Below are 26,751 nucleotides of genomic sequence, written 5' to 3'. Positions count from 1 at the left end.
TGGTTCCCTCGGTCGTCAACCCGGGCAGGAAATCTCCTATTCCAGGTAGGAGCGATCTCGAATCCGCGATGTCCCCCGCGGCGTGGCAGGATTCATGCATTCCCTGACGCGACGGGGCGGCGGGGACCCGGGGGCTTGATCATGTGATGAGGAGCGGGTGTGGCAGGGAATCTGACACGGGACGAGGCTAGGGAGCGCGCTCGGCTGCTCTCCGTCCAGTCCTACCAGGTCGAACTCGACCTGACGGAGGGCGAGGAGCGGTACGAGAGCATCACGACGGTCCACTTCACCGCGGACCGCGAGGGGGCGGACACCTTCATCGACCTGCACGGCGCGCACGTGCGGAAGGTCGTACTCAACGGCAGGGAGCTGGACGTCAGCACCTACGACGCCGAGAAGGGGCGCATTCCGCTGCCGGGGCTGGCCGGGCACAACGAGCTGCGTGTGGACGCCGACTGCTCCTACATGCGCACCGGTGAGGGCCTGCACCGCTTCGTCGACCCCGTGGACCAGCAGGTCTACCTGCACAGCCAGTTCGAGACGGCCGACGCCCACCGGATGTACGCCTGCTTCGACCAGCCGGACCTCAAGGCGACCTTCGAGCTGACCGTCCTCGCCCCCGCCGACTGGGAGGTGGTGTCCAACGCCGCCCCCGACGCGGTCGACCAGCTGGAGGAGCACCACGGGCGGCACGGCACGCTGCAGGCCGCCAAGCGTTGGCACTTCCCGCCGACCCCTGTCATGTCGACGTACATCACGGCCCTCATCGCCGGGCCGTACGCCGTCGTGCGGGACGAGCACGACGGCATCCCGCTCGGCGTCTACGTGCGGCGCTCGCTCGCGCAGTACCTCGACGCCGGGAACATCTTCGAGGTCACCAAGCAGGGCTTCGACTTCTTCCACCGCGTTTTCGGCCTGCGCTACCCCTTCGGCAAGTACGACCAGCTGTTCGTGCCCGAGTTCAACGCCGGCGCCATGGAGAACGCCGGGGCGGTGACGTTCCTGGAGGACTACGTCTTCCGCTCGCGCGTGACCGACGCGGTCATCGAGCGCCGCGCCGAGACGATCCTGCACGAGATGGCGCACATGTGGTTCGGCGACCTCGTCACCATGCGCTGGTGGGACGACCTGTGGCTGAACGAGTCGTTCGCCACCTACATGTCCGTGCTGTGCCAGGCCGAGGCCACCCGGTGGGGCCAGGGCGCGTGGACGACGTTCGCCAACGTCGAGAAGGCCTGGGCCTACCGGCAGGACCAGCTGCCCTCCACCCACCCCATCGCCGCCGACATCCCGGACATGCAGGCCGTCGAGGTCAACTTCGACGGCATCACGTACGCCAAGGGCGCCTCGGTGCTCAAGCAGCTCGTCGCGTACGTGGGGCTCGACAACTTCCTCGCCGGGGTGCGCGACTACTTCAACGAGCACGCCTGGAAGAACACCACCCTGCAGGACCTGCTGTCGGCGCTGGAGCGCACCTCCGGGCGCGACCTGTCGTCCTGGTCCAAGGAGTGGCTGGAGACCTCGGGCGTCAACACGCTGCGGCCGTCCTTCACCACGGACGACGAGGGCCGGTTCCTGAGCTTCGACGTGCTGCAGGAAGCCACGCAGGAGCACCCGACGCTGCGCTCGCACCGGGTGGCCATCGGCCTGTACTCCCTGCGGGACGGCGTGCTGACCAGGACCAAGCGGGTCGAGCTCGACGTGGTCGGGGCGCGTACGGCCGTGCCCGAGCTGGTCGGCGAGGCCCGGCCCGACCTCGTGCTGGTGAACGACGACGACCTCACCTACGCCAAGATCCGGCTCGACGAGCGGTCGCTGCAGACCCTCGTGAACGGCGGGATCACCGCGTTCAACGAGTCGCTGCCCCGCGCGCTGTGCTGGTCGGCCGCCTGGGACATGACGCGGGACGCCGAGATGGCCACCCGCGACTACGTCAAGCTGGTCGTCTCCGGCATCGACTCGGTGCGCGACATGACCGTCCTGCAGACCGTGCTGCGCCAGGCCCGCCAGGCCGTGCAGCAGTACGCCGACCCGGCGTGGCGGGACACCGGCCTCGCCGAGCTGGCCGGCGCGCTGCGCCGCCTGATCGCGGCGGCGGAGCCGGGCTCGGACCACCAGCTCGCCTACGTCAACGCCTTCGCCGCGACCGCCACCTCGCCCGACGACCTGGCGTTCCTCAAGGGCGTCCTCGACGGCACCGAGGTGCCCGGGGGCCTGGCCGTCGACACCGACCTGCGCTGGACGCTCATCCACGCGCTCGTGTCCGGCGGCGTGCTCGGCGCCGGGGACATCGACGCGGAGCTGGCGCGGGACGCCACCGCGACCGGCGAGCGCTCGGCCGCCACCAGCCGGGCCGCGATCCCGACCCCGGAGGCCAAGGCCGAGACCTGGGCGGCGCTCGTGGGAGGCGAGCTCAGCGGCGCGCTGCTGCGCTCCACGATCCTCGGCTTCGTGGACCCGCACCACCCCGAGCTGCTGGAGCCGTACGGCGACCGGTACTTCGAGGAGGTCGGGCGGATCTGGAGCGAGTGGACCTCCGACATGGCGCAGAACTTCGCCGTCGGCTGCTACCCCGCGCTGCTGATCCGTCCGGAGACCGTGGCCCGCACGCAGGACCACATCAGCGCGAAGCAGCCGCCGCACGCGCTGCGGCGCCTGCTGCTCGAGGGCGCCGACGGCGTCAGCCGGGCGCTGCGCGCCCGTGCCCGCGACGCCTCAGCCTGACGCGTCTCACCTGATTCCGCGAACCCCCGAGGGCCCCGGCGAAGCACCGCCGGGGCCCTCGGGCGTGCCGGGGGGGCCTTCAGCGGGGCTGATGAAAGCGCGGCGCAAGCCCCGTGCAAGGCACCGGCGGTGCCATGGGCGCACCGGGCCGTCCGCCAGGCCGTTTACAGGGGGGACGGACCGGGACTACCGTCCGTGCAGGAGGCCTCCATGATCCCCTTGATCGTCGCCCTCGCCGTCGTGGCCGTCCTCGTCGCGGCGTTCGTCTCCGTCTACAACCGTCTCGTACGCGCCCGCAACAACGCCGACAACGCCTGGGCGCAGATCGACGTGCAGCTCAAGCGCCGCTACGACCTGATCCCCAACCTCGTGGAGACCGTCAAGGGCTACGCCGCCCACGAGCGGGCCACGCTGGAGGCCGTCGTCGCGGCGCGCTCCCGGGCGATCGGCGCCCGGGGCCCGGCCGAGCAGGCGGCCGCCGAGAACATGCTGTCGGACGCGCTGAAGAGCCTGATCGCGGTGGCCGAGGCCCACCCCGATCTCAAGGCGAGCAGCAACTTCGCCGAGCTCCAGGAGGAGCTGGCCGCCACCGAGAACCGGATCGCCTACTCCCGGCAGTACTACAACGACGCCGTCCTGACCTACAACAACGCCGTCCAGGCGGTTCCCGCGAACATCGTGGCCGGGATGACCGGTTTCGCACCCCGCGAGTACTTCCAGGCGCCCGGCGAGGAGCGCGGCCCCGTGCGGGTCAGGTTCTGACCATGCCCGCCTGGGTGGCCGCCGCGGCGGCGACCGGCCTGTGGCTGCTGCTCCTGCTCGCGCTCGCCGTGGCGAAGAGGAACCCGGACGTCGAGCCGGGACCGGCCACCGGGGAGCTCGCCGGGCACTCCCCCGCGGTGGTCGACCTGATCACCGGAAACTGGCGGCTGTGCGACGAGGCGGTCTCGGCCACCCTGCTCGACCTGGCCGCCAGGGGAGTCCTGGCCGTCGAGGAGATCGGTCCCGAACTGTCCCTCGTACGGCTGCGCAAGGAGCCGGGCGGCCTGCGGCCGTACGAGCGGCTCGTCTACGACCACGTCCGCTCGCTGGCGGTCGACGGCGTGGTCGCGACGGGTGCGCTGGCCGAGGGGTCGCGCGACCTCGGCCGGTGGTGGAAGAGCTTCCGCAAGAAGGTGATCGTCGAAGCGCGGGAGCAGGGCCTGTCCCGGCCGCGCTGGAGCCGGGCGCACGCGCTGCTCCTCAGCCTGGCCGCGAGCGTCCCCTCCGTGGCGATCGGCATCGCGGTCTCCATTGACGACACCCGTACGCACCGCGACGGCGGAGTCGGTGCGGCGATCGTGTCCTTCGCCCTGCTCCTGGCGTTGATGGGCCGGCTGAACGGAGAGCGCGGCACGGCCGAGGGGGCCGGGGCCGCCGCGCACTGGCTCGGCGTCCGCGAGCACCTGCGGGCGACCGGGCGGTTCGCCGAGCAGCCCGCCGCCTCGGTCACGATCTGGGGCCGCCACCTCGCGTACGCCGCCGCGCTCGGGCTCGCGCCGCGGGCCGTCAGGAGCCTTCCGGTCAGCACCCCGGCCGACGACAACCGGGCCTGGTCCGACTACGGCGGGATGTGGCACGTCGTGGACGTCCGCTACCCCTCGCGCCTGCTGTGGGGCCGGCCGCCGGGACGGACGATCGGCCGGGGTTTCATAGCCGGCTGGTTCGCCGGGTTCTTCAGCTGGATCCTCCTGGTGCTCGCCGCCGCCTTCGGCGTGTGGCCGGACGGGCTCGTCCTGCCCGCCGCCCTCGCCGTCGGGCTGGCGGTCGCCGGGCTGCCGATCATGTACGCGATCTCCGACCTCGGCGGCACCGCGACGGTCGAGGGCCAGATCGCCCGGCTGCGCCGCTTCCAGGACGGCGGAAAGGCGAACGACGACCCCAAGTGGACGTACTGGTGCGCGATCGACGAAGGAGTCTCGCGCGAGGTCAGGGCCATGTGCCTGAGCGAGGAGATGTGGCACCCGCTGCGGGAGGGCGACAAGGTGCGCGCCGTGGTGGGGCGCAGGCTCGGCTGGATCAGGCGGATCGACGTGATCGAGGACTCGCGTCCGCGAGACACCCCCTCCTACGACGACACCGGTGAGCACCTGGTGGACGCGCCGGAGAACCTGGGCGAGGTGCGGATACTGCCCGAGCCCCTGGCCCGTGGGACGACGGCGAACGGCGTGCACCCGGCCGACCTCGTCACCCCCGCCGACCTCAAGCGCGCCCTCGGGATCGACGTCGGGGCCCCTGTGGCGTGCGACGGCCCGCCCGCGCCGTCCTGGCTCCACGTCGACTCCTGCCGGTACGAGACCGGCACGGGCGTGACGGTGGACGTCCACGCCGCCACCGGCCTGCGCTCCCGCTACCTCATGGTGGTCGGGCACACGCTGACCCGGGTTCAGGGCCGGCCGGTCGAGGGGGTCGGCGACGGCGCCATGCTCTACCCCGGCCTGGTGTCGGCGGCCACCCGCCGGGGCACGTTCGCGATCGCCGTGTCGTCCCCGCAGGGCCCGCCGCCGCCCGGCCCGCTGATCGAGCTCGCCCGTACGGCCGCCGCCCGCCTCAGTCAGTAAGGTCGTCGGGTGCACTCAGCCCGAGACCTGTTGATCGCCCTGGCTCGTAGGCATTCCTTCGGCGACGTCGGCGCGCTGGCGCCCGACGTGCTCGGAGAGGGCGGGCGGGCGGCCCTGGTGGCGTCGGTCTGCGAGTTCGGCCAGCGGCTGCTCACCCTCGACGCGGAGGACTTCGCCACCGAGATCGACGCTCAGACGGTGCCCGCCGACCTGCGCAGGCGCGCCCGCGCGTGCCACATGCCGCAGACGCCGAGGGAGCAGCCGCGCGGCGCGCTCGACTCGCTGCGACCGGCCTACGCGCTGCTCCTGGAGGTGATCGAGGCCCGCTGGCGGCGGCGCGAGCTCAGCGCGATGATCGCAGCCGTCCACATCTGCAGCGAGTATCTGCCCCTGCTCGCCTTCGAGCCCGCGCTCGGCCACGCGGGCGACCCGGTCCGCTGGCCGGAGGGCCTGCGCGCCCCCGGCAGCCGGTTCGGGACCATGCCCGTCAGGGAGTGCGACCACACCAGGGCCGAGCGGTCGGCGGCCGAGCGGACGCTGCGCGTGGCCGTGGAGCCGCCGCCGGGCTGGCGGGCCTACTTCGACCGGCAGCACAGTCAGGTGGCGGGGGCCCTGGCCACCTGCGCCGGCCGGTGCCGCACCCCCTGCCGGGCACTCGCCTGGGTGCCGGACCTCGACGACCTGTCCGCCCGCTGCCGGATCGCGCTGGCGTTCGCCGACACCCCGCTCGTACGGCTGCGCCACGCGGCCCCGGTGGGCCACGGCTTCGGCGTGCCGTCGCCGGAGGAGGTGCTGGAGGCGTGGGAGCGCAGCCGGGCCGCGCTGGCCAAGCACGACGCGGCCCGCGAGGTCACCGAGGACGACGACTTCCCGCTGCCGGGTCTGCCCGCCCTGTTCTCCGCTGTGGCGGCGGCGCCGGTGCGACCGGCCACGCTGCTCGCCGACGTCGCCGCCCACGTGGTGGGACTGCTCCGGTAGCCGTTACCAGACCGGCGGCCTGCGGTCACCCCAGAAGCCGCCGACCGACGCCTCCACCTGGGACGACAGCGAGATGAGCGTCCCCTCGTCGCCGTACCTGCCCGCCAGCATGACGCCGATCGGCAGGCCCTCGGGCGTCCAGTGGAGCGGGAGGTTCACCGCCGGCTGCCCGCTCACGTTGTAGATGGCGGCGAAGGGCGCGAAGCGCATCATCCGCTCGAACGTCTCCTCAGGCGAGTCGACGTCCTCGAACCAGCCCACCGGCACGGGCGGCTGGGTGACGGTCGGCGAGAGCACCGCGTCGTAGGTGTCGGTCACCAGCAGCGCGAACCGCGTGGCGAGCTGGAGCGTCCCCTGCGCCTGGAGGAACTCGGGGGCCGAGACGGCGCGGCCGCGCTCGCGCAGCCACGCGGTGAGCGGGCGCAGCTTCGGCTCCAGTTCCTCGGCGACCGGGTGCATGCAGGAGAAGGCGAACCACATCTTCACGAACTCGGGCACCACGTCCGGCCCGAACGGCGGGGCGATCTCCTCCACCTCGTGGCCGAGCGACTCCAGCACCGCCGAGGCGCTCTCGTACGCCGCGAGCACCTCGGGGTGGACCTCCGCGCCGGGCACGGCGGGCGTGGCGAACCGGGCGATCCGCAGCCGGCCCGGCTCGCGTCCCACGTACGCCGAGAACGACCCGAGCGCGGGCGGCGGGGCGTGGTAGAGGTCCCCGGGGTTGTTGTGGGCCATGGCGTCCAGCAGCGCCGCGGCGTCGGCGACGTCGCGGGCCAGCGGCCCGTTGGTCGACAGCCCCGCGAGGTCGGGCACGATGGGGGCCGCGGAGATGCGGCCGCGGCTGGGCTTGATGCCGTACAGGCCGCAGACGGAGGAGGGGATGCGGATCGAGCCGGCGCCGTCGCTGCCCTGCGCCACGGGCGCGAGACCGGCCGCGACCGCGGCCCCCGCTCCCCCGCTCGACCCTCCGGCCGACCGCGTGGTGTCCCAGGGTGTGCGGGCCGGCTCGCCCAGGTAGGTCTCGGTGTAGCAGGGCATGCCGAACTCGGGGGTGCTCGTCTTGCCCAGCATGATCGTGCCCGCGTCCCGCAGGCGCTCGACCACGCTGTCGTCCGCGGGCGCGACGAACCCCTCGTACGTGGCCGAGCCGAAGTAGACCGGGACGTCCTTGACGAAGTTGAGGTCCTTGATCGGAACGGGTACGCCGAGCAGCGGGGGCAGGTCCTCCGAGTCGCCCGCGGCGATCCGGGCCTCCTGCTCGCGCGCCTGGCCGAGGGCTCGCTCGGCGGTTACCGTGACGAACGCCCCCAGGCCGGGGTCGAGCCGCTCGATGCGCTCCAGGTAGTGCTCGGTGATTTCCACGGGGGAAAGTTCACCCGTACGTACAGCTGCCGCCTGCTCGAGGGCGGTAAGATCGTGAATGTGCGCCACGCTACCGAACGGTAGGCCTCCGGGCCGCGGATATCTAGAGAAGATACCCGCACTTCCGCGCAACGAATCGGCTCAAGCAGGCCACAAAAGTATGAACCATCCAACACTAGGCAAGCCGCTGACGGCTCAACTACCGTGAGTGATGTGGATACCGGTCTAGCGCCAGAAGACGGTCACGATACGTCACCCATCTGGGTCGGTGACCAAACGTCGGAGCAGGCGGAACGCCCTCCGGCGCCACCCGAGGCGCCGGCGTCCCCCACGTACGCTCCGGTCCAGCGCACGTCGCTGAGCAGCCTGTGGCAGGACACGCGATATCGCCATCTTCGCCGCCGTGCCCTGATCGCGGTCGCGGCGGCCGTGGTGTTCGGCGTGCTCTTCGGCAGCTGGCGGCTCGGGCTCACCGCGGCCATCCTCGCGTGTGTCGCCGACGCCGTCTTCCATGCGAGGACCGTCTCCACCATCCCCGCGTGGCGGCGCGCCTCCGCGGCCGAGCGCCAGACGGAGGCCCAGCTCAAGAAGCTGGAGCGGAACGGCTACAAGACGCTGCACGCCAGGGCCATCCCCGGCAGCGAGGCCCAGATCGACCACCTGGTGGTCGGGCCCACCGGGGTGTACGCGGTGGACTCGGAGAAGTGGGACAAGCGGCTGCCCGTACGGGTCCAGTCGCACCGCAAGCTCTTCCACGGCCCGTTCAACCAGAAGCCGCGGCTCGACGAGGCCCGGTGGGAGGCGGCGCAGGCCAGCGACCTGATCAGCAAGGCGCTCGGCCGGGAGATCACCGTGGTGCCGTCCCTGGCCATCTACGGCCCGCCGATCCCCTGGCGCATCCTCAACATCCGCGAGGTCGACGTCTTCTCCGGCGGGCTCGTACGCAAGTGGATCACCAAGCGGGAGAGATCGCTCACCACGGCCGAGATCGAGGCGATCTACCGGGCCGCCGAGCGCGTGCTGCCCGCGCGGTACCCCGAATAGAGGACGACGCGTCGTCCCGAGACGTGGACAGCAGGTCTCGGCAGCCGGGCACTGGTCGTACCATTTGAAGACTCAGTAGTCTCCGGATTGGGGTCCCTCGATGCCCGCTCTCAGGTCCCGCACTGTCACCCACGGCAGGAACATGGCCGGCGCCCGCGCGCTGCTTCGGGCCACGGGCGTAGCGGGCAGCGACCTCGGCAAGCCGATCGTCGCGATCGCCAACAGCTTCACCCAGTTCGTGCCCGGCCACGTGCACCTGCGCGAGGTCGCCGAGGTGGTGGCCGGTGCGGTCAGCGAGGCGGGGGCCGTCCCGCGCGAGTTCAACACGATCGCCGTGGACGACGGCATCGCGATGGGCCACGGCGGCATGCTCTACTCGCTGCCGTCCCGCGAGCTGATCGCCGACGCGGTCGAGTACATGGTCAACGCCCACTGCGCCGACGCGCTGGTCTGCGTGTCCAACTGCGACAAGATCACGCCGGGGATGCTGCTCGCCGCCTTCCGGCTCAACATCCCCACGATCTTCGTGTCGGGCGGTCCGATGGAGGCCGGCAAGATCCCCGGCCGCAAGCTCGACCTGATCGACCCGATGATCGCCTCCGCCGACACGAGCGTGTCGGACGCCGACCTCCTGGCGATGGAGGAGAACGCCTGCCCGACCTGCGGGTCCTGCAGCGGCATGTTCACCGCCAACTCCATGAACTGCCTCGCCGAGGCCATCGGCCTGGCCCTGCCCGGCAACGGCACCACGCTGGCGACCCACAAGGCCCGCAAGGCCCTGTTCGAGAACGCGGGACGGGAGATCGTCGGCCTCACCCGGCGCTACTACGAGGAGGACGACGAGTCGGTCCTGCCGCGGAACATCGCCACCCGCGAGGCGTTCGAGAACGCGATGGCGCTCGACGTCGCCATGGGCGGCTCGACCAACACGATCCTCCACATCCTGGCCGCCGCGCGCGAGGCGGGCGTCGACTTCGGGCTCAAGGAGATCAACGAGCTGTCGCTGCGCGTGCCGTGCCTGTGCAAGGTCGCCCCGGCGACCATGAAGTACCACGTCGAGGACGTGCACCGGGCGGGCGGCATCCCCGGCATCCTCGGCGAGCTGGACCGGGCCGGCCTGCTCCACCGCGACCTGCCGACCGTGTCCTCCTCCTCCATGGCCGAGTACATCGCCAAGTGGGACCCGAAGTCTCCGGAGGTCACCGAGGAGGCCATGGAGCTGTGGCACGCGGCGCCCGGCAACGTGCGGACGGTCAAGGCCTACTCGCAGGACGCCCGCTGGGAGTCGCTCGACCTCGACCGCGCCGAGGGCTGCATCCGCGACCTCGACCACGCCTACACGAAGGACGGCGGCCTCGCCGTGCTGTACGGCAACCTCGCCCAGGACGGCTGCGTGGTCAAGACGGCCGGCGTGGACGAGTCTATCTGGCGATTCTCCGGTCCCGCCGTCGTGTTCGAGTCGCAGGAGGACGCCGTCGAGGGCATCCTCGGCGACCGGGTCAAGCCCGGCGACGTCGTGGTCATCCGCTACGAGGGCCCCAAGGGCGGCCCCGGCATGCAGGAGATGCTCTACCCGACGAGCTTCCTCAAGGGCCGCGGCCTGGGCAAGGCGTGCGCGCTGGTCACCGACGGCCGCTTCTCCGGCGGCACCTCGGGCCTGTCCATCGGCCACGCCTCCCCCGAGGCGGCCGAGGGCGGCACGATGGCCCTGGTCGAGGACGGCGACATCATCGAGATCGACATCCCGGGCCGTTCGATCGAACTCAAGGTGGCCGAGGACGTGCTGGCCGCCCGCCGCGAGCGGCTGCTGGCCGACCTCGGCGGCTACCGGCCGCGCGACCGGCACCGCCCGGTGTCCGCCGCCCTGCAGGCGTACGCCGCGCTGACCACCTCGGCCTCGACCGGCGCCTCGCGGGACCTGTCCCAGCTTTCGCGTTGATCGGCGCGTGACGGCTGCTCCCCCATACCGGGGTGGCAGCCGTCAGGCGTTGTCCTTCGGGAGACGCGCGGCGCAGGTCACCGCCCGTTCGCGGCGCCCGCGAAGCCGTCCAGCGCCGCCAGGATCTCCCGGCTCATGGCGTCGCCGCCGGTGTGGCCCGCGTCGTCCACGACGACCAGGCGCGCGTCCGGCCACGCCTGGGCGAGCTGCCAGGCGGTCTCCAGCGGTCCGCCCAGGTCGAGGCGGCCGTGGACGAGCACGCCGGGGATGCCCGCCAGCCGGTACGCGTCGCGGAGCAGCACGCCCTCCTCCAGCCACGCGGCGTTCGAGAAGTAGTGCGTGCAGATGCGGACGAACGCCTGCAGCGCCGGGGTGGGCCGGTCGCTGTAGGCGTCCGGTTTGCCGTTGACCTCGTGGGAGATCACCGCGTCCTCCCACGTCACCCAGTCGTGAACCGCCCTGGCCCGTACGCCGGGGTCGGGGTCGGACATCAGCCGCGCGTAGGCGGCGACCAGGTCGCCGTCGCGCCGGTCTTCGGGGACTCCCGAGCGGAAGCGCTGCCATTGCTCCGGGAGGAACCGGCGGACTCCCCGGTAGAGCCAGTCGATCTCGGAGCGGCGGGTCATCGTGACCCCCGCGATGACGATCTCCGACACCCGCTCGGGGTGGGCTTCGGCGTAGGCGAGGATGAGCGTGGATCCCCAGGACCCGCCGTGGAGCAGCCACCGCTCGACCCCGAGACGCTCACGCAGCCGTTCCATGTCCGCGACCAGGTGATGGGTGGTGTTGGTCGTCAGGTCGGCCGCCGGGTCGCTCGCGTGGGGCAGGCTCCGGCCGCAGTTGCGCTGGTCGAACAGGATGACGCGGTAGCGTGCGGGGTCGAAGGCCCGGCGCCGGCCCGGTGTGCAGCCCGAGCCGGGGCCGCCGTGGACGACGAGTGCGGGCTTGCCCTCGGGGTTTCCGCAGACCTCCCAGTAGACGAGATGGCCGTCGCCGGTGTCCAGTTGCCCGTGGTCGTACGGCTCTATCGGGGGATACACGCCGGTGAAACTACAGTGATCGGCAGGGCTGGGGAAGCGGTCTTCCCCGCCGGCGGACTGCTCACCACGGCTCCGGCCGCGCGGCCGCCGGAAGAGCGTGGGGCGCCTCCGCCACCACGGACGCGCCCCACGAGTTCACGCGCCCGACGGCCGCACCGCCGGCCGGGCGATCAGCTGTACGAGGCCGACTGCAGGTAGCAGTCGGTCCTCCACGGACCGGGGTTGACCGGGGCCGTATAGCATTTCCAGGCGGCCGTCACCGTGGTGACTCCGGCGGGGATGGTGACGCTGTCGGCCGAGCCGAAGAAGTCGTAAACATGGCCCCGGCTGCACATGGCGGAGACGCTGACGGACGTCGTTCCGCTGGGCAGCGTCTGTGTGAGCCGCAACGCGTTCGTTATCGGGACCGAGACAATGCTGGGCGTCCCTCCTGCCCCGTACGGCGAGGCGCTGATGCTCGGGTCGATGGGGAACGAGTCCCAGGTGTCCCCGTAACTGTTGAAGTTGCCGCAGTCCACCGTGGCCTGCACCGTGACGGCGGCGGCCGCGGCGGGAGTGGGCGCGAGCGCCGCACTCAGCACGCCGGTCGTCACGAGCGTCGCACCGAGCGCGAGCACCCTCCTGGCTGAATTCACCGTGAACATCAAATGCCCCTCTCCCGTCTCCGGCAACAACCACAGCGAATCCACCACTTCATCGGGACGCCGTCAATGACCGGCGTTTTCGGCGGGGCCGGAAGGCCTGGTCGTCCCGAACGCGAAAACCGCACGTCGCCGAGGACCGGAAAAGCGGTACCGGTCAGGCCCGGCCGTCATGACTCGGTATGCAGCGGGAATCGGGGAATTCGTGCCGGTGGCCCGCCGAAATTCCGCGACCGCGGAGATCGATGGGATTTCTGAACAGAGCCGGTTCGGTGAAAGATTCACAGCCGCGGACGGTCCGCGGGCGTGAGTGGCACACCTGCGGACCCGCCCACCGGAGCGGACCGTGTCTAGCGGCCCTTGTGCTCCGCCTTCCGTGCCTCGGCGAGGAGCGCGATGAGCGCCTCGGTCACACGCAGCACTCCGGCCCTCGCCGCGTCGTCCTCGACATGCCTGTCCGCACGCTCGGCGAGTTGCCGCAGGTGGGCGATGGCAGGGGGCGCGTCACCGGCGAGACCGGCCCGCTCGGCGTGCCGGAGACGGTCCTCCAGGGAGGACGCGACAGGCCCGGCGATACGACCGGCGGCGGCGTACTCGCCGATCAGGTCGCGGATGTCGGAGTACCACGCGGGATCGCGGGTGAACGACCGGGGGATGTACCCGGCCTCGACGTCGGCGAGCGTCGTCCCGACGACCTCGTCGGCGTACGACCGCACGGTCGGGTAGAGCTCCGCGAGCCGCGCGTCGGCCAGTGGCACCGAGCTGCCGTCGAGGAAGCAGAAGCCCGGGCCGGTGTTGCTGCCGCTGTTGACGCGCAGCGGCGCCTCCTGCTGGGCCAGCCGGATGCCGCCGAGCGCGACGCCGAGGCCGTCACGCGCGACCGCCGGCGGAGTCGTGTTCGTCATCTGGATCTTGGGAGCCGCCGGGGGCCGCACGCCGTGGGCGACCCAGGCGACGGTGTGGTCGTAGACCGCGTTCTGCACCATGTGCTGCGGAATGCGGGACAACGAGGGCAGCGTGCACGTCTGCGGCTCGCCCGGGTAACCGCCGGGGTACGTGCCGATGTCACGCTTGCGCAGCGGTCCGTAGTCTCTGATGAGTTTCCAGTCGCCGTGCGACGCGCCGGCCACCTCCCAGCTGGTCAGGACCGCCGAGTCGGCCTGAGCGCGGGCCGCCGCCGACAGGATGCCGCTGCTCACGTCGCCCTCGGAGTTGATCCGGAACACCGGCGTCGCGAGGTCGGTGCGCAGCGGGCCACCGCCGCCGTGCAGGACGACCGCGTCGAGGACGTTCGCGAGCGGCTGGACGCCGTTGTAGTAGTTCGCGAGGCGACCGGCCGACTGCGAGTGGCCGGTGGCGATCACGTACCGGGGCGGGGGCAGCTCGCCGAGCGGGTCGGCGCCCGCCGGACTGCGGACGGCCTTCACCGCCTGACTGAAGATGTCGTAGGAGAGGCTGTCGTCGTTGATCGTCCCGCCCGCGGTCACATCGAGGGCTCCGTAGCGGGCCGGGCTCCACGCCTTAAGTCCGGTCGCGGAGTGCACTCCGGCGCGCTGGGCGGAGACGCCGACCCAGGCGTACCCCTCCCGGAGTAGATGCTCGTGCGACTGGAACCAGTCGACCTCCTGGTCCCACTGATTGCTGACGTTGTACCACTCGGCGATCACGACCCCGTTGAACGTCCGGGCCTTGACCGGGCGGCGTACGACGATGCGCGTGCTGTACGGGTTGCCCATGCTGACGGCGGTCGCGGTGCCCGTGCCGGGGGTCGCGTAGCCCGTCGCCGTGCCGGAAACGAAGAACTCCTGCTCGACGTAGCCCGCCGCCTTCAGGTCGACGTCGGTGGCGAGGAACGGGTAGCCGTGCGCGGGATCCCCGACGGGGGTGGTGCGGGCGATCGGTCCCGTGAGCACGGGGTTCGCGACGCTGTCGCCGGTCGCGGTGGACGGGCGGGGCGCGGCCTCGCTCCGGGCGGTCCCGGACGCGCTCGCGGGAGCGGCGAGTCCGAGGGGAACGGTCAGCGCGCCGGCGAGGCCGAGCGCGGCGAGTCGTCGGTGAACGGTCCGGAGATTGGGAAGAAGAGCAGGCAAAACTTCACCTCGCTGCGAGAGGCCGGGTGGGGGGGGATCGTCCGGATCAGCGCGCTGTCTCTGGCGCAGAGACTAACTGTCAGATCGGACGAAAGATAGTCTTGTAGCTATCAAACTTTCGGCGAAAACAACGAAAGGCAGTGGCGCCGCTTGCCAAACGCGCCAAACCCCGGCTCGGGCGCGGGCGACCAACCCCGACCGCCGTACAGGGAAGTAATGGCTGGCACGGCGGCGACATGATGCTGACCATCCGATAAGACGTTCGGAAAAATGTCAGTCCTCGTCGTTATTGTCGAGATATGGCCAACGTCATTCGGCACTCGCTGACCGCCGAGGAACTCGCCGCCCTCGCCCTGTCGCTCGCTCACCTCGGTGCCGGCCCCCAGTCGGTCACCGCCCGGCGCGGCCTGCGCCACGTCTTCGAGCACCTCGATCTGGACGACGACGTCATCGCCACGACCCTGACCACCCTGACCACCCCGCTGCCCACCGACGTCGCCCGCCGGGCACGGGCGGTGGCCAACGCGATCACCGCGCGCCTGGTGATCCGCATCCAGTATCACGACGCCGCCGGCCGGATGACCGTCCGCGACGTCGAGCCGGTGACCTGCCTGGTCCACGGAGAGTTCTGGTACCTGGTCGGCTGGTGCCGCATGCGCCGCTCGATCAGGGCCTTCCGCTTCGACCGGATCCTGGCGGTCGAGCCGACCGACCTGCCGGCCCGCCCCCACCTGCCGCAGCGCTACCTGCCGTTCCAGCGACGCGCGCGGGTCAGGCGCCCGTCCGCGGCCTGACTCCTGCCCTGCCACGGCATGCCTCGGCCGGCAGGACCGGCCGAGGCATGCCGTGCGGCCCGGGGCGTGACGCCCCGGGCCGCACTGCCGTACGCGCGTCAGCCGCAGCAGCCACCGCCGCAGCAGCCGCCACCGCCGCCTCCCGCCGGCCGGGCGGCGGAAGTCCCGGACGCCCTGCCCGTGACGGCCACGGTGGACAGCAGCTTCACGGTGTCGTCGTGGCCGGAGGGGCACACCGCCCGGTCACCGGCCTCGGCCATGGGACGGTTGAGCTCGAACGTCGATCCGCACGCGCGGCAACGGTAGTCATAGCGAGGCATGCGTCCAGATTACGACCCGCGACCGCGTACGGCATCGGGCGGCGCCCGAATCACCCGAACTGGATGCTCGCGAAGTCCGTGACGGGCCGGAAACCGAGCCGCTGGTAGATGGAGTTCGACGTCAGGTTGCTCAAATCGGCGAACAGCAGCACCTCGGTCGCGCCGTCGTCGAGCGCCTTCCTGCTGGCCGCGTGGGTGACGGCGCTGCCGTAGCCGCGCCCGCGCAGATCGGGCGGCGTGTAGACGGGCCCGATCCGGGACATCCCGGCGATCGGCGCGGAGGCCCCCGCGATGGACACGGGCCGGTCGTCGTCCTCCCACCAGACCAGTTCCTCGCGGTTGATACGCGCGGCGACGACCGGGCTGGGATCGGCCGTACTGTCCACGTGCGCCTCCTCCTGGAATTCCCGGAAGAAGCGCACGGCCATCGCCAGGTCGTCGGGGCCGGCGACACGGGGCTTCCCCGCCGCGGAGGGCGCCCGCAGCGTGCCGAGCCGGTAGAGGCGCTCGGACCGCCGGTGCGTCTCCGGCCGCCACCAGGCGTCCGCGAACGCCTCCGCGGCGGCCACCGGACCGCCGACCTCGGACACGTCCTCATCCATCTCGATCAGCTCGCGCGCCAGCAGGGGAAGCGCCGTGAGCGGGACGTCGCCGAGCGCGAGCGGGTACGGCGGCGTCCGGCAGGCCGCCCCCGCCACCGTGCCGTCGTCCTCCTCCAGCCAGGCCAGCAGGCAGTCGCCGGCGAACTGGCCGCTGCGGATTCCGCGCAACGCGGTCAGCATGACCGTGTTGCGGACGGGATCGCGCAGCAGCCAGGGCTCGGCCGCCGCGGCGTACTCCTCCACCTCATCGGTGATCGTCCAGCGCATGCCCGTCAGGCCGCCGTCTCCGACAGGTAGGGCGCCCACTGCGGATCGCCGTCGAGTTGCGCGCCGATGAGCCGCCAGTGCGCGCCGTGCGGCACCACGGGGGCGACGGGCAACGCCCACCCCAGCTCCTCCAGCAGCCTGTCGGCCTTCCGGTGGTTGCACGGCGTGCACGAAGCGACGCAGTTCTCCCAGGTGTGGGGGCCTCCCCGGGAACGCGGGATGACGTGGTCGATGGTCTCGGCCCGCTGGCCGCAGTAGGCGCAGCGGAAGTTGTCCCGGCGCATGAGCGCCGCGCGGGTGAGCGGGATCCGCGTCCGGTAGGGAATGCGGACGTAGCGCCGGAGCCGGATCACCGACGGGACGTCGAGCGTGCGGGTGGCCGAGCGCAGAACCGCGCCCCGGCCGTCGCGGTGCACGACGTCCGCCTTCTCTCTGAGCACCAAGATGACGGCCCGGTGCAGGGAGAGCGTGGTCAGCGGCTCGTATGTGGCATTGAGGAGCAGGACTTGGCGCATCAGCCGGCCTCCACAGCGATCTCGGCTGTGCGCCTGGGTTGTGGCCCCGCCTGTTGGGACCCGGGTGCTTCCGTCACAGGGACCTCCGCCGGACGGCCCAGCGGATCGTCACCACGGCACCGCCCTTCACCAAAGTGTGGCCTTTTCGGCGACCCCTTCGCCACCCATAAAAGGGTCTGCGAGGTGAACGACTGGGACGCCTGCTGCTTCTATGCCCAGCCGATCACCCCTTTATTCCCGTCTTGGCCGGGTACGGACGATGTACCGTCGCAGTCGTCCGGCTGATTTAAAGTGCCAGCATGAGCCGACCGCCGTACCCGCCAGCCCACCGTGACGACATCGTCGACGATCTCCACGGAACGCCCGTCCCCGACCCGTACCGGTGGCTGGAGGATCCGGACGATCCGGCGACGAAGGAGTGGCTCGACGCGCAGGAGATCCTGTTCCGGTCCGCCGAGTTGGAAGGGCGCGACCACTTCCGCGAGCGCGTCGCCGAACTGCTGCGCTCCGGGTCGGTGGGGACGCCGTCCTGGCGCGGGGAGCGCCGCTTCTTCACCCGCCGGGCTCCCGACCAGGAGCACCCGGTCCTGTACGTCGGGGAGGGAGACGGCGAGCGCGTGCTGCTCGACCCCACCGCCCTCGATCCCTCGGGCCTGACCACGCTCGACTCCTACCAGCCGGACAAGGAGGGCAACCGGCTGGCGTACCAGATCTCCGTCGGCGGCGACGAGGAGTCGCGCCTGTACGTCGTCGACGTGGCGACGGGAGAGGTCGTCGAGGGACCGATCGACCGCTGCCGCTACTCCCCCGTGGCCTGGCTGCCCGGCGGCGAGGCGTTCTACTACGTACGCAGGCTGGCGCCATCGCTGGTCCCGGCCGGCGAGGAGCAGTACCACCGCCGCGTCTACCTGCACCGCGTCGGCACCTCCCCCGACGACGACGTGCTGGTCTTCGGAGAGGGCCTGGAGAAGACCAACTACTACGGGGTGTCGGTCTCCCTCGACGGCAGGTGGCTGTCGATCTCCGCCTCGCGGGGGACGGCCCCGCGCAACGACCTGTGGGTGGCCGACCTGGTCGCCTCGTCGCCCGAGGCGCCGGAACTGGTCACCGTGCAGCAGGATGTCGACGCCCAGACCGGGCTCCACTTCGGCCGCGACGGGCGGCTCTACGTCTTCACCGACCGGGACGCCCCGCGCGGGCGCGTCTGCGTCACCTCGCCCCAGACCCCCGGTCCGGAGCACTGGCGCGACCTGATCCCCGAGGACGCCGAGGCGGTGCTGTCCGACTTCGCGATCCTCGACGGCATGGCCGAGCCGGTCCTGCTCGTCGGCTGGACCCGGCACGCGATCGGCGAGATCTCCGTGCACGCGCTGGAGAGCGGCGAGCGGACCGGCGAGGTCCCGCTGCCGGGGCTCGGCTCGATCGGCGGGATCGTCGAGCGGCCGGAGGGCGGGCACGAGGCCTGGTTCAGCTACACCGACGAGATCACCCCGACCGCGGTGTACCGCTACGACGCGCTGACCGGCGAGACCACGCTCTGGGAGGCGCCGCCCGGCGCGGTGGAGGTGCCCGAGGCGACCACCGAGCAGGTGGTCTACCGGTCGAAGGACGGCACCGAGGTGCGCATGCTGGTCACCTCGCGCCCCGGCTCGGGGCCCCGCCCCACCATCCTGTACGGCTACGGCGGCTTCGGGATCTCAATGAACCCGGGCTTCTCCGCCACCACGCTGGCGTGGGTCGAGGCGGGCGGCGTCTACGCCGTCGCCCAGCTCCGCGGCGGCGGCGAGGAGGGCGAGCAGTGGCACCGGGCCGGCATGCTCGGCAACAAGCAGAACGTCTTCGACGACCTGCACGCCGCGGCCGAGCACCTCGTCGCCACCGGTGTCACCAGCCCCGACCGGCTGGCCATCTCCGGCGGCTCCAACGGCGGCCTGCTCGTCGGCGCGGCGCTCACGCAGCGCCCCGACCTGTACGCGGCCGTCGTCTGCTCTGCCCCGCTGCTCGACATGGTGCGCTACGAGAAGTTCGGTCTCGGGGCGACCTGGAACGTCGAGTACGGCTCCGCCGAGGCGCCGGAGGAGTTCGCCTGGCTGTGGGGCTACTCGCCGTACCACCATGTCCGCGAGGGGGTGTCCTACCCGGCCACGCTGTTCGCCGTGTTCGCCTCGGACACCCGCGTCCATCCCCTGCACGCGTGGAAGATGGCGGCGGCCCTGCAGCACGCGCAGGCGGGCGACCGCCCGATCCTGCTGCGCAACGAGACCGAGGTGGGTCACGGCGCCCGGGCCGTGAGCCGGTCGGTCGAGCTCTCGGCCGACCAGCTCGCCTTCCTGGCCCGGCACACCGGCCTGAAGGTGGGCTGATCTCAGCGGGGGAAGATGACGGTCTTGTGGCCGTCCAGCAGCACGCGGTGCTCCGCGTGCCAGCGGACGGCCCGGCCCAGCGCCTGGCATTCGAGGTCGCGACCGATCGCGGCGAGGTCCTCCGCCGAGTGGGTGTGGTTCACCCGCGCGACCTCCTGCTCGATGATCGGCCCTTCGTCCAGGTCGGGCGTCACGTAGTGCGCCGTGGCGCCGATCAGCTTCACACCCCGGGAGTACGCCTGGTGGTACGGCTTGGCGCCCTTGAACGACGGCAGGAACGAGTGGTGGATGTTGATCATGCGCCCGGCGAGCTTGGCGCACATGTCCTCCGACAGCACCTGCATGTAGCGGGCCAGCACGACCAGGTCGGCCTGGTAGTGGTCGACCAGGGTGAGGATCTCCGCCTCCTGCCGCGGCTTGGTCTCCGGGGTGACCGGCAGGTGGTGGTAGTCCACGCCGGACGACTGGGTGAGCGGGCGCAGGTCGGGATGGTTGGACGCCACACCCACGATCTCGATCGGCAGCAGCCCCGAGCGCACGCGGTAGAGCAGGTCGTTGAGGCAGTGGTCGAACCGGCTGACGAGCACCAGCACCCGGGTCCGCACCGCGAGGTCGAAGAGCTGGAACTCCATGGCGAACTCCGGCGCGAGCGAGGCGAACTCGGCCCGCAGCTCGTCGACGGCGAACCCACTGGAGAACTGCACCCGCATGAAGAACCGCTCCTCGACCGGGTCGCCGAACTGCTGGCTCTCGATGATGTTGCAGCCCTTCCGGGCCAGCAGCCCGGAGACGGCCGCGACCACTCCGGGCCGGTCCGGGCAGGACAGGGTCAGCACGTATTCAGCGCTCATGCTCAGATCCTCGACAGGGGTGACGTATCGGGTTCAAGGGTAGGGCCAGCGGCCCGGGAGGTGCGGGCAGGCGGGGACGGGACGACCGGCCGGCCTCGCCGCGGATGCCGTCGAGCGGCTCCTCGGCACCTCGGCGTGACCGTCTTCCCCGGCCCCGTCACCCCTCCTTCTCGTGCCGCTCCAGCGCCGCGCGTACGTCGGGGTCGTCGGGGGCCAGGGCCAGCGCCCGGCGCAGGTCGGCCAGTGCCTCCCTGCCCCGGCCGAGCGCGTCGAGGGCGGTGGCCCGGTTGAAGTACAGTGCCGCGTCCTCGCCCAGCTCGATCGCCCGGGTCAGGTCGTCGACCGCGCCCGGCGCGTCGCCGGTCTCGAACCGCAGGGTCGCGCGGTTCGCCCAGGCCGAGGCCAGGCGGGTGTCGGCGGCCAGCGCCGCGTCGAAGGCCAGGGCGGCCTCCGCGTAGCGACCTGCCTCGGTCTCCAGCTGCCCCAGCACCCCGTGCAGGTGCGCGTTGCCGGGGTCGAGGGCGAGCCCCGCCTCGACGTCGCGCCTGGCGGCCTCGTGCTCGCCGAGCATCTCCAGCACGCCGGCCCGGTTGACGTAGGCGTCGAGGTAGCCCGGGTCGAGTTCGAGCACGTGGTCGAGGTCGGCCCGGGCGCCGTCCAGATCCCCGCCGGCCAGGCGCAGCTCGGCCCGGTTGTAATACGCCTCGGGCAGCGGCGGGCTCACCCGGATCGCGGTCTCGTAGTCGGCCAGCGCCTCGCCGGTACGTCCCATCTCGAACAGCAGGTTGCCCCGGTCGAGATAGTGGTCGGGGAAGCCCGGATCGATCGCGACGGCCCGGTCGAAGTCGGCCAGCGCCTCCCGCGTGCGGCCCAGGCGCGCGAGAAGCTGCGCACGGTTGGCGAACAGCACCATCCGGTGCACGGGATGGGCGCCCGGCGGCAGATCGCGCTCGGCCAGGTCGATGGCCGACTGCACCAGGCCGAGCGCATCGTCGGCCCGTCCCTCCCGCAGCTCGATCAGCGCGCGGGCGTTCTGGTCGAACCCGAGCTTGAAGGCCCGCGTCCGCCGGTCGGGCAGCAGCGTGGAGATCGCTATCGCCTCGTTGATCCAGGCCCTGGCCCTGACCAGGTCCCGCCGTGCCGGATCGCGTTCGCGCGCGTCGAGCATCGCCGTGCCGTACGCGGCGGCCGCGTGCACGGCGGGATCGACGCTGACCCGCCGGGCCTGGTCGTACAGCTCCTGCGCGTGCGCGCGCCGGCCCAGCCCCGCCAGGGCGGTCGCGGTGCGCTGGGTGAAGCGCCACCACAGGTCCGAACCCGGCTCCACCAGCCGCAGGCCGCGCGAGCCCCACTCCACGACCGCGTGCAGGAACCCCTCGGTGACGCAGTGGTCCACCGCCGCCCACAGCGCCTGCGCCGCGGCGTCCGTGTCGCCGCCGTGCTCCAGGTGGTACGGCACCGCGCCCAGGGCGTACTCCGCCGCGGCGGCGCCGGCCCTCAGCTCGGCGGCGCGCCGGTCGTGCCGGCGCGCGCGTTCCTCCGGCGGCAGCGACAGGTACGCCCGGTAGGCCCGGGGGTCGTCGGAGGTGCCGTCCGAGCTGACGTAGTCGTCGGGCGGCCCGCCCTGGGCCCGCGCCTCCACCGGCCGCATGCCCTCCCACGGCGGCTCGGCCGAGCCCACGGCCAGCGTCAGGCCGGGCACCCGGCGCGCCAGGACGCGCAGCAGTTCGCGGTCGGCCGGATCCGCCTCGTGCAGGTTGTCCACCAGCAGCGTCCGCGGTTCCTCCAGGCAGTCGCGGACGAACTCGGCGACGCCGTTGGCGATCCGCAGCGTGCGACGTGGCGCGGGCACGAGGATCCGCTCGTCTTCGGTCAGGCCGTCTTCGATGAGCCGGCGTCGCGCCGGCACCAGAGGGCGCAGGCCGGGTGCGACGGCGCGGATCTCGATGTCGTGTTCCGCCACCAGGCCCGGGGAACGCTCCAAGGCGACCGGGACGAGGGCGCGCAGCAGCGCGCCACCGATCGTGTACGGACCGCGTAGCCGACGGTGCCCGTTGACGACGGGCACCACTGGGGGCGGCACCTCCAGGGCGTGATTCCCCAGCGCTCGGAGGGCCGCTACGCGGTCGCGGGAGAGGTCTCCCCGGACCCAGATGTGGCTCGGGAGGTCCCTCACCCCTTGTGGATCACACTCGAGGTGCCGCTCAGCTTGGTCGTTCCCGGCTTACGGATAATGATCTTCTTCATCACGCCTCTTTCCCCACTCTTGCGGACAAGGCACAAGTATTCGCAGGGATCAGCTATCCGCCAAGGGATGGAAGCATTATCTATCGGGAGAAAAGCGGGGAGACCACGCCATTCAGCTGCTTCTCGATATAAATCACCACGTTGTCACCGCATACCTCGCGCCGCAACTCCCGCCAGCCGGATTTGCGGTAGAGCTCCAGCGCGGCGACCTGACGCAGGGTGGTGTCACCACGCAACGTCGAGTATCCGAGGCGGCGTGCCCGCTCCTCGAGCTCCTGCGTGATCCGCGCGCCGTAGCCGCGCCGCTGGTGTTCGGGGTGGACGCGCAGCCGGCACATCTCGGCCGTGTCGGCGTCGATGCGCCGCAGGCCGCCCATCGCGACGAGCCCCGCCCCGGGCACCTCTCCGACGAGGAAGTCACCCCCGGCTGCCAGGTAGATCTCGGTGATCCGGGGGAAGTCGTCGTCGTAGTAGACGCCGTCACCAGGCACCACACCCACCTGGGCCAGGCCGATCTGATGGAGGGACCACACCGCGTCGAGATCCGACCAGCGGTACCGCCGGATCCTCAGCGGCGCGATCCCGTTCTCCCCGCCTCTCACGGGATCTCCCGGCTCGAGATCACCCGCCAGCGCGTCTCCTGCCACACGTCCTCCTTGCTATCCACGTCACCCGACGTCCCGGATCAGCTCTGGCGGGATCGTGACGCGGCTCTGCTTGATCACCTCGCAGAATTCCTGCAACCGGGCGGAGTCGCCGTGCTTGGCCCTGATCGCCTTCACCAGGTCGTACGCCGGTTTGAGCAGCAGGTCGGTCCGGTAGTCCTTGTCGACCAGGTCGATGGCCTCCTGACCCAGCTTGAGCGCTGCCTCGACGTCGCCGTCGATGAGCCGGCACATCGCCCGGTCGAACCGGATCAGGGTCTGGTCGAGCAGGTCCTCGTCCGTGTACTTGTCGAGCGCCTGCTGCAGGATCACGTCGGCCTCCACGGTCTGCCCCAGCTTCACCAGGACGTCGCCCTGGTAGAAGTAGAGCTGCCGCTCGGTGTAGCCGAAGGCCGGGTCCTCCCGGTCGCTGTCGCTCATCTGCTGGAAGGCCGCCCGGGCGCGGTGCAGGGCCCGCTTGGCCTGTTCGACCACCTCGTGCCGCGAGCCGTTGACGCCGGCGATCTTCGCCAGCGCCCTCGCTTCGACGACCGGCGCCATGGTCCGGGCGGCGCACGGGGTGTGGCCGGCCAGGTCGCGGCTCTTCTTCGCCAGCGTGAGCGCCTCCCGCGGGTCGCCGTAGTAGAGCGGCACCAGCGCCTCGCGGGCGGTGACCCAGGCACGCAGGGCGCGGTCTCCGGTCTCGTCCGCCGCCATCCTGCCGGTGCGGAAGAACGAGCGGGCCAACCGCTGGTCCCCCAGGTCGATCATGATCATCCCGGAGAGCCCGGCGAGCTGGGCGGCCATCCGGCACAGCCGCTCCTGCACGTCGATGGGCTGGCGGCGGTCCAGGGCCTTGCGCACCGCGGTGAACTCCAGCATGACGTCGCAGAGCAGCCGTACGGGCGGGGTGTTCATGTACTGCCGCCCGAAACCGGAAGTGGCCTGCTCCCACTGGTCGAGCATCGCCGGCGAGACGGTGGCCGTGACCATGGTTTCGTCCATACGCCGTCGGAGGTTCTCCACCGCGCCGAGCACCTCTTCGTTGAGCTCTTGGAGGCCAGCCGCCCCCACGGCGCCGCCGGCGAGGAGCCTCAATAGCGTCCTCCGTAGCACGTTCTCGTCCTCCTCGCCCCCGTTCATCGCGGGGGTTCCGCCGCCCGACGGGGCCGGCGCAACCCACGGAGCGGGTGAAGTGTCAGGTGTGTCCTCTTCTGGGGCTCCACTACTTAATTCGGCGAGGTGTCCGTGGCCGCAGATGCACGGGCTTTCGAACCCGAGGGCCAGCGGTTCCACCCGATAGACCGAGCACAGGTAGTGGAGATACTCCGGGCCGGGCCGCTTCATGCCCGACTCGTACGCGGACAGTAGCGTCTCTCCGATGCCTGGGACGCCTTTTCCGTCCCTCTCGAAGAGAGCGCGCACCTGCTCGATCACGTCGGCGAGCGCCACACCGTGCGAGAGGCGATGTGCCTTGATCCGGGTCGTGCCGAACTGTGGCCCGCAGTCGTTGTGGATCTCCTCCGCGATCTCGGCCAGGCTGCGCCCGGTGGCCAGGCCCCGCGCCCGGATCCGGCGCGCGATCTCCGTCTCCCTGTGTTGCCTGCCGGACATTCCGGCCCCTCTCTCGTGGCCGGCCGCACTAGCAGCCCGTGGTCTCGAGCGGTCCTCACCTTGTGACGGAGAGTGACGCTGCCGTCGCACTCCGCCCACAACATAATGATGGACCATAGTTGGCGCAGCCAAGCCCCCAACCTGAACGTGCCGACTAAGGATCGTCTCCCGATAGGGGTTTTCTTTCAACCAACATGGGTTTTCCTTCACCTCGGCCGCTTGCCGCCCTCGTTGACCCGAGCACTTCTGTGAGCCATCTTTGGCGCACCAGAGTGAACAGACGGGAACGCAAAGTACACATTCCGCCCGCGAACGGAACTGAAGGAGGACCTACGGTGGGGGAGGACGATTTCCGGCGCCTGGAGCATCTGGTGGCCGAACTCGACGCCCGGGGCCTGCTCGCGCGAGTCGTGCGCACCCCGTCGGGCCGCGCCTACGTGCGCGTGATCAACCCCGACGCGACAAGCCTCACGGAGAACGTCGTCTGCCAGGCGGCCGACTACTGGTGGTCCTGGGGTGAGCGGATGCACCGGGCGGACGACCCCGCCGGAGCGGCCACGAAGGTGGCCCGTGTGCTCGCCGCGGTGAGCGAATAGGGGAAGGCGGCGGCCCAAGGTGAAAGCACGGTGAGAACGCAGTCGCCGTGGGCCGCCGCATCCACCGCGGCCTCGGGGGGCGGGCAGGACGCCCGGTGCGGAGCGTGGCCGTCGCGCCGCCCCGGCGCGACGGCGACGCTGCGGCGTCCCGCCCGCCCCGACCCGTCCGCATTCCGGCACGACCGGCGGGCCCACCGGCCCGCCGGCACCATGGACCGCCGTCCGGCCCCGTCGAGCAGGTGGGGCCGGGCGGTGATCGGGGGGGATCCCCCACTTGGAGAACGGCGACGGGCACGCTTCCGGGTGCGCGCCCGCGTCCTGCCACACCGTCACTGGAGCGTGTCCGGTCCGCCCTCCGCGGCCCCGGGCGGGACGCGCTTCCGTCTTCCCCGGCGATGTGACGGAGGCCGGATCAGTCGGCAGTATTGGCTACGTTCATGACCTGCCGTTGAACCGATCCAGAGGGGGATCCACCTCGTGTTGCCGCTGTCACCCGCGACGCCAGATCCTGAGCCGACCGTTCTGGACCCTACGGAGATGGGGCAGCAGGTGATGAAGGCGTGTGAGAACAACGACGGCATCTTCTGCACCGTCTTGAACAGCGCCTTCCCGAAGAGGGACTTTCCGGCCTGGATGCAGCTCGTGGCGGGCATCGTGGACGTGCTGCTGCTGATCGCCCTGATCCTGGCCGGAGCGATGATCATCCGGAAGGTCGTGCACCGGCTGATCACCCGGCTCACCATGCGGGCCAGCGTCGGCGTGCTGCCGGAGCGGCTGCGCGGCAAGGCCGTGCTGACCAGCACGGAGGCCGCGGCGGCGATCATGACCGAGCGCCGCAGGGCACGCGCCGAGACGATGGGCTCGGTGCTGCGGAGCCTCGCGTCCGTCGTGATCCTCGGCACCGCGGCGTTGATGGTCTTCGCGAAGCTCGGGGTCGAACTGGCGCCGCTGCTCACGAGTGTCGGAATCATCGGTGTGGCGGTCGGCTTCGGCGCCCAGGAACTGGTCAAGGACTTCATCGCGGGCATGTTCATGCTGCTGGAGGACCAGTACGGCGTGGGCGACGTGATCGACACCGGCGTGGCCGTCGGCACGGTGGAGGCCGTCACGCTCCGCATCACCCGCCTGCGCGACGCGGACGGCAAGGTCTGGTACGTGCGCAACGGCACGATCACCCGAATCGGCAACGAGTCGCAGGGCTGGTCGAGGGCCCTGGTGGACGTCCCGGTTCCGTACGACAGCGACGTGGCGACGGTCCGCGACCTGCTGACGGACATCGCCCACGACATGTGGGAGGACCCGGAGTACCGGGACACGGTCATCGTCGAGGAGCCGCAGGTCTTCGGCCTGGAGTCGGTGTCGGGCTCGTCCGTCATCTTCCGCGTCAGCGCGAGGACCGTGCCGGCGCGACACCTGGAGGTCGCCCGTGAGCTGCGCCTGCGGGTGAAGCGCGCCTTCGACGACAAGAGCCTCACCTTCGCCGCCTGACATTACCGATCGGTAGCTGGCCTGGTGCCCCT

21 protein-coding genes are annotated in these 26,751 nt (G+C 71.4%); 10 read left to right on the top strand and 11 right to left on the bottom strand.

Annotation, left to right across the window (positions count from 1 at the left end; all coding sequences use genetic code 11):
• Window positions 1–159 precede the first annotated feature (159 nt).
• The 4 genes from pepN (at window position 160) to HHX30_RS34725 (ending at window position 6,302) form a co-directional block, all read left to right on the top strand.
• On the top strand, window positions 160–2,724 hold the full coding sequence (gene pepN / locus HHX30_RS34740; RefSeq protein WP_169987634.1) for an aminopeptidase N: 2,565 nt from the start codon (window positions 160–162) through the stop codon (window positions 2,722–2,724).
• 210 nt (window positions 2,725–2,934) lie between these two features.
• Window positions 2,935–3,486: a LemA family protein gene (locus tag HHX30_RS34735; protein ID WP_169987632.1), complete on the top strand. Its 552-nt coding sequence runs from the start codon at window positions 2,935–2,937 to the stop codon at window positions 3,484–3,486.
• Window positions 3,487–3,488: 2 nt separating this feature from the next.
• Window positions 3,489–5,324 (top strand): DUF2207 family protein, encoded by a 1,836-nt coding sequence (locus HHX30_RS34730; RefSeq protein WP_169987630.1) that lies wholly within the window; start codon window positions 3,489–3,491, stop codon window positions 5,322–5,324.
• A gap of 9 nt (window positions 5,325–5,333) precedes the next feature.
• A complete protein-coding gene (locus tag HHX30_RS34725; RefSeq protein ID WP_169987628.1) occupies window positions 5,334–6,302 on the top strand; it encodes a hypothetical protein in 969 nt (322 codons plus the stop codon).
• Between the two features lie 3 nt (window positions 6,303–6,305).
• Here HHX30_RS34725 and HHX30_RS34720 read toward each other — a convergent pair whose 3' ends face one another.
• A complete protein-coding gene (locus HHX30_RS34720; RefSeq protein ID WP_169987626.1) occupies window positions 6,306–7,733 on the bottom strand; it encodes an amidase in 1,428 nt (475 codons plus the stop codon).
• A gap of 372 nt (window positions 7,734–8,105) precedes the next feature.
• On the opposite strand from HHX30_RS34720, the gene HHX30_RS42185 reads away from it, so the two are divergent.
• Window positions 8,106–8,708 (top strand): nuclease-related domain-containing protein, encoded by a 603-nt coding sequence (locus HHX30_RS42185; protein WP_310742258.1) that lies wholly within the window; start codon window positions 8,106–8,108, stop codon window positions 8,706–8,708.
• Window positions 8,709–8,808: 100 nt separating this feature from the next.
• Window positions 8,809–10,647, top strand: a complete 1,839-nt coding sequence (ilvD, locus tag HHX30_RS34710; RefSeq protein WP_169987623.1) for a dihydroxy-acid dehydratase — start codon at window positions 8,809–8,811, stop codon at window positions 10,645–10,647.
• Between the two features lie 77 nt (window positions 10,648–10,724).
• Here the strand turns inward: ilvD and pip are convergent, their stop codons facing one another.
• The 3 genes from pip to HHX30_RS34695 all read right to left on the bottom strand — a co-directional run bounded on the left by pip (window position 10,725) and on the right by HHX30_RS34695 (window position 14,418).
• Window positions 10,725–11,687 carry a prolyl aminopeptidase gene (gene pip / locus HHX30_RS34705; RefSeq protein ID WP_169987621.1) on the bottom strand — a complete coding sequence of 321 codons (963 nt, stop codon included), beginning with the start codon at window positions 11,685–11,687 and terminating at the stop codon, window positions 10,725–10,727.
• Between the two features lie 170 nt (window positions 11,688–11,857).
• Window positions 11,858–12,331, bottom strand: coding sequence for a hypothetical protein (locus HHX30_RS34700; protein ID WP_169987619.1), 474 nt, complete (start codon window positions 12,329–12,331; stop codon window positions 11,858–11,860).
• A gap of 347 nt (window positions 12,332–12,678) precedes the next feature.
• Window positions 12,679–14,418 carry an alpha/beta hydrolase domain-containing protein gene (locus tag HHX30_RS34695; RefSeq protein WP_169987617.1) on the bottom strand — a complete coding sequence of 580 codons (1,740 nt, stop codon included), beginning with the start codon at window positions 14,416–14,418 and terminating at the stop codon, window positions 12,679–12,681.
• 299 nt (window positions 14,419–14,717) lie between these two features.
• Between HHX30_RS34695 and HHX30_RS34690 the strand changes: the two genes are divergently transcribed.
• Window positions 14,718–15,212 (top strand): YafY family protein, encoded by a 495-nt coding sequence (locus tag HHX30_RS34690; protein ID WP_169987615.1) that lies wholly within the window; start codon window positions 14,718–14,720, stop codon window positions 15,210–15,212.
• Window positions 15,213–15,310: 98 nt separating this feature from the next.
• Here HHX30_RS34690 and HHX30_RS34685 read toward each other — a convergent pair whose 3' ends face one another.
• From HHX30_RS34685 to HHX30_RS34675, 3 genes are read right to left on the bottom strand one after another with little or no spacing between them, the layout of a single operon-like run.
• Window positions 15,311–15,532, bottom strand: a complete 222-nt coding sequence (locus HHX30_RS34685) for a zinc ribbon domain-containing protein (protein ID WP_169987611.1) — start codon at window positions 15,530–15,532, stop codon at window positions 15,311–15,313.
• Between the two features lie 50 nt (window positions 15,533–15,582).
• On the bottom strand, window positions 15,583–16,401 hold the full coding sequence (locus tag HHX30_RS34680) for a GNAT family N-acetyltransferase (protein WP_169987609.1): 819 nt from the start codon (window positions 16,399–16,401) through the stop codon (window positions 15,583–15,585).
• A gap of 5 nt (window positions 16,402–16,406) precedes the next feature.
• Complete coding sequence (locus HHX30_RS34675; RefSeq protein WP_169987607.1) at window positions 16,407–16,916, bottom strand: HNH endonuclease; 510 nt, start codon at window positions 16,914–16,916, stop codon at window positions 16,407–16,409.
• 299 nt (window positions 16,917–17,215) lie between these two features.
• Between HHX30_RS34675 and HHX30_RS34670 the strand changes: the two genes are divergently transcribed.
• Window positions 17,216–19,279: a prolyl oligopeptidase family protein gene (locus HHX30_RS34670; protein WP_169987605.1), complete on the top strand. Its 2,064-nt coding sequence runs from the start codon at window positions 17,216–17,218 to the stop codon at window positions 19,277–19,279.
• Window positions 19,280–19,281: 2 nt separating this feature from the next.
• Here HHX30_RS34670 and purU read toward each other — a convergent pair whose 3' ends face one another.
• The 4 genes from purU to HHX30_RS34650 all read right to left on the bottom strand — a co-directional run bounded on the left by purU (window position 19,282) and on the right by HHX30_RS34650 (window position 24,635).
• On the bottom strand, window positions 19,282–20,130 hold the full coding sequence (purU, locus tag HHX30_RS34665; protein ID WP_169987603.1) for a formyltetrahydrofolate deformylase: 849 nt from the start codon (window positions 20,128–20,130) through the stop codon (window positions 19,282–19,284).
• Window positions 20,131–20,287: 157 nt separating this feature from the next.
• Window positions 20,288–22,201, bottom strand: a complete 1,914-nt coding sequence (locus tag HHX30_RS34660) for a tetratricopeptide repeat protein (protein WP_311922993.1) — start codon at window positions 22,199–22,201, stop codon at window positions 20,288–20,290.
• A 256-nt stretch (window positions 22,202–22,457) separates the two neighbouring features.
• A complete protein-coding gene (locus HHX30_RS34655) occupies window positions 22,458–23,024 on the bottom strand; it encodes a GNAT family N-acetyltransferase (RefSeq protein ID WP_311922992.1) in 567 nt (188 codons plus the stop codon).
• Between the two features lie 21 nt (window positions 23,025–23,045).
• Complete coding sequence (locus HHX30_RS34650; protein WP_169987599.1) at window positions 23,046–24,635, bottom strand: helix-turn-helix transcriptional regulator; 1,590 nt, start codon at window positions 24,633–24,635, stop codon at window positions 23,046–23,048.
• Between the two features lie 335 nt (window positions 24,636–24,970).
• Here HHX30_RS34650 and HHX30_RS34645 point away from each other — a divergent pair, with 335 nt between their 5' ends.
• On the top strand, window positions 24,971–25,231 hold the full coding sequence (locus HHX30_RS34645) for a hypothetical protein (RefSeq protein ID WP_030509616.1): 261 nt from the start codon (window positions 24,971–24,973) through the stop codon (window positions 25,229–25,231).
• Between the two features lie 537 nt (window positions 25,232–25,768).
• Complete coding sequence (locus HHX30_RS34640) at window positions 25,769–26,719, top strand: mechanosensitive ion channel family protein (protein ID WP_169987597.1); 951 nt, start codon at window positions 25,769–25,771, stop codon at window positions 26,717–26,719.
• The last annotated feature ends 32 nt before the right edge of the window (window positions 26,720–26,751 follow it).

This window comes from Microbispora sp. H10836, from assembly GCF_012999525.1.
In the GTDB taxonomy this organism is placed as follows: Bacteria; Actinomycetota; Actinomycetes; order Streptosporangiales; family Streptosporangiaceae; genus Microbispora.
This window is presented reverse-complemented; position numbering and strand designations above follow the sequence as displayed.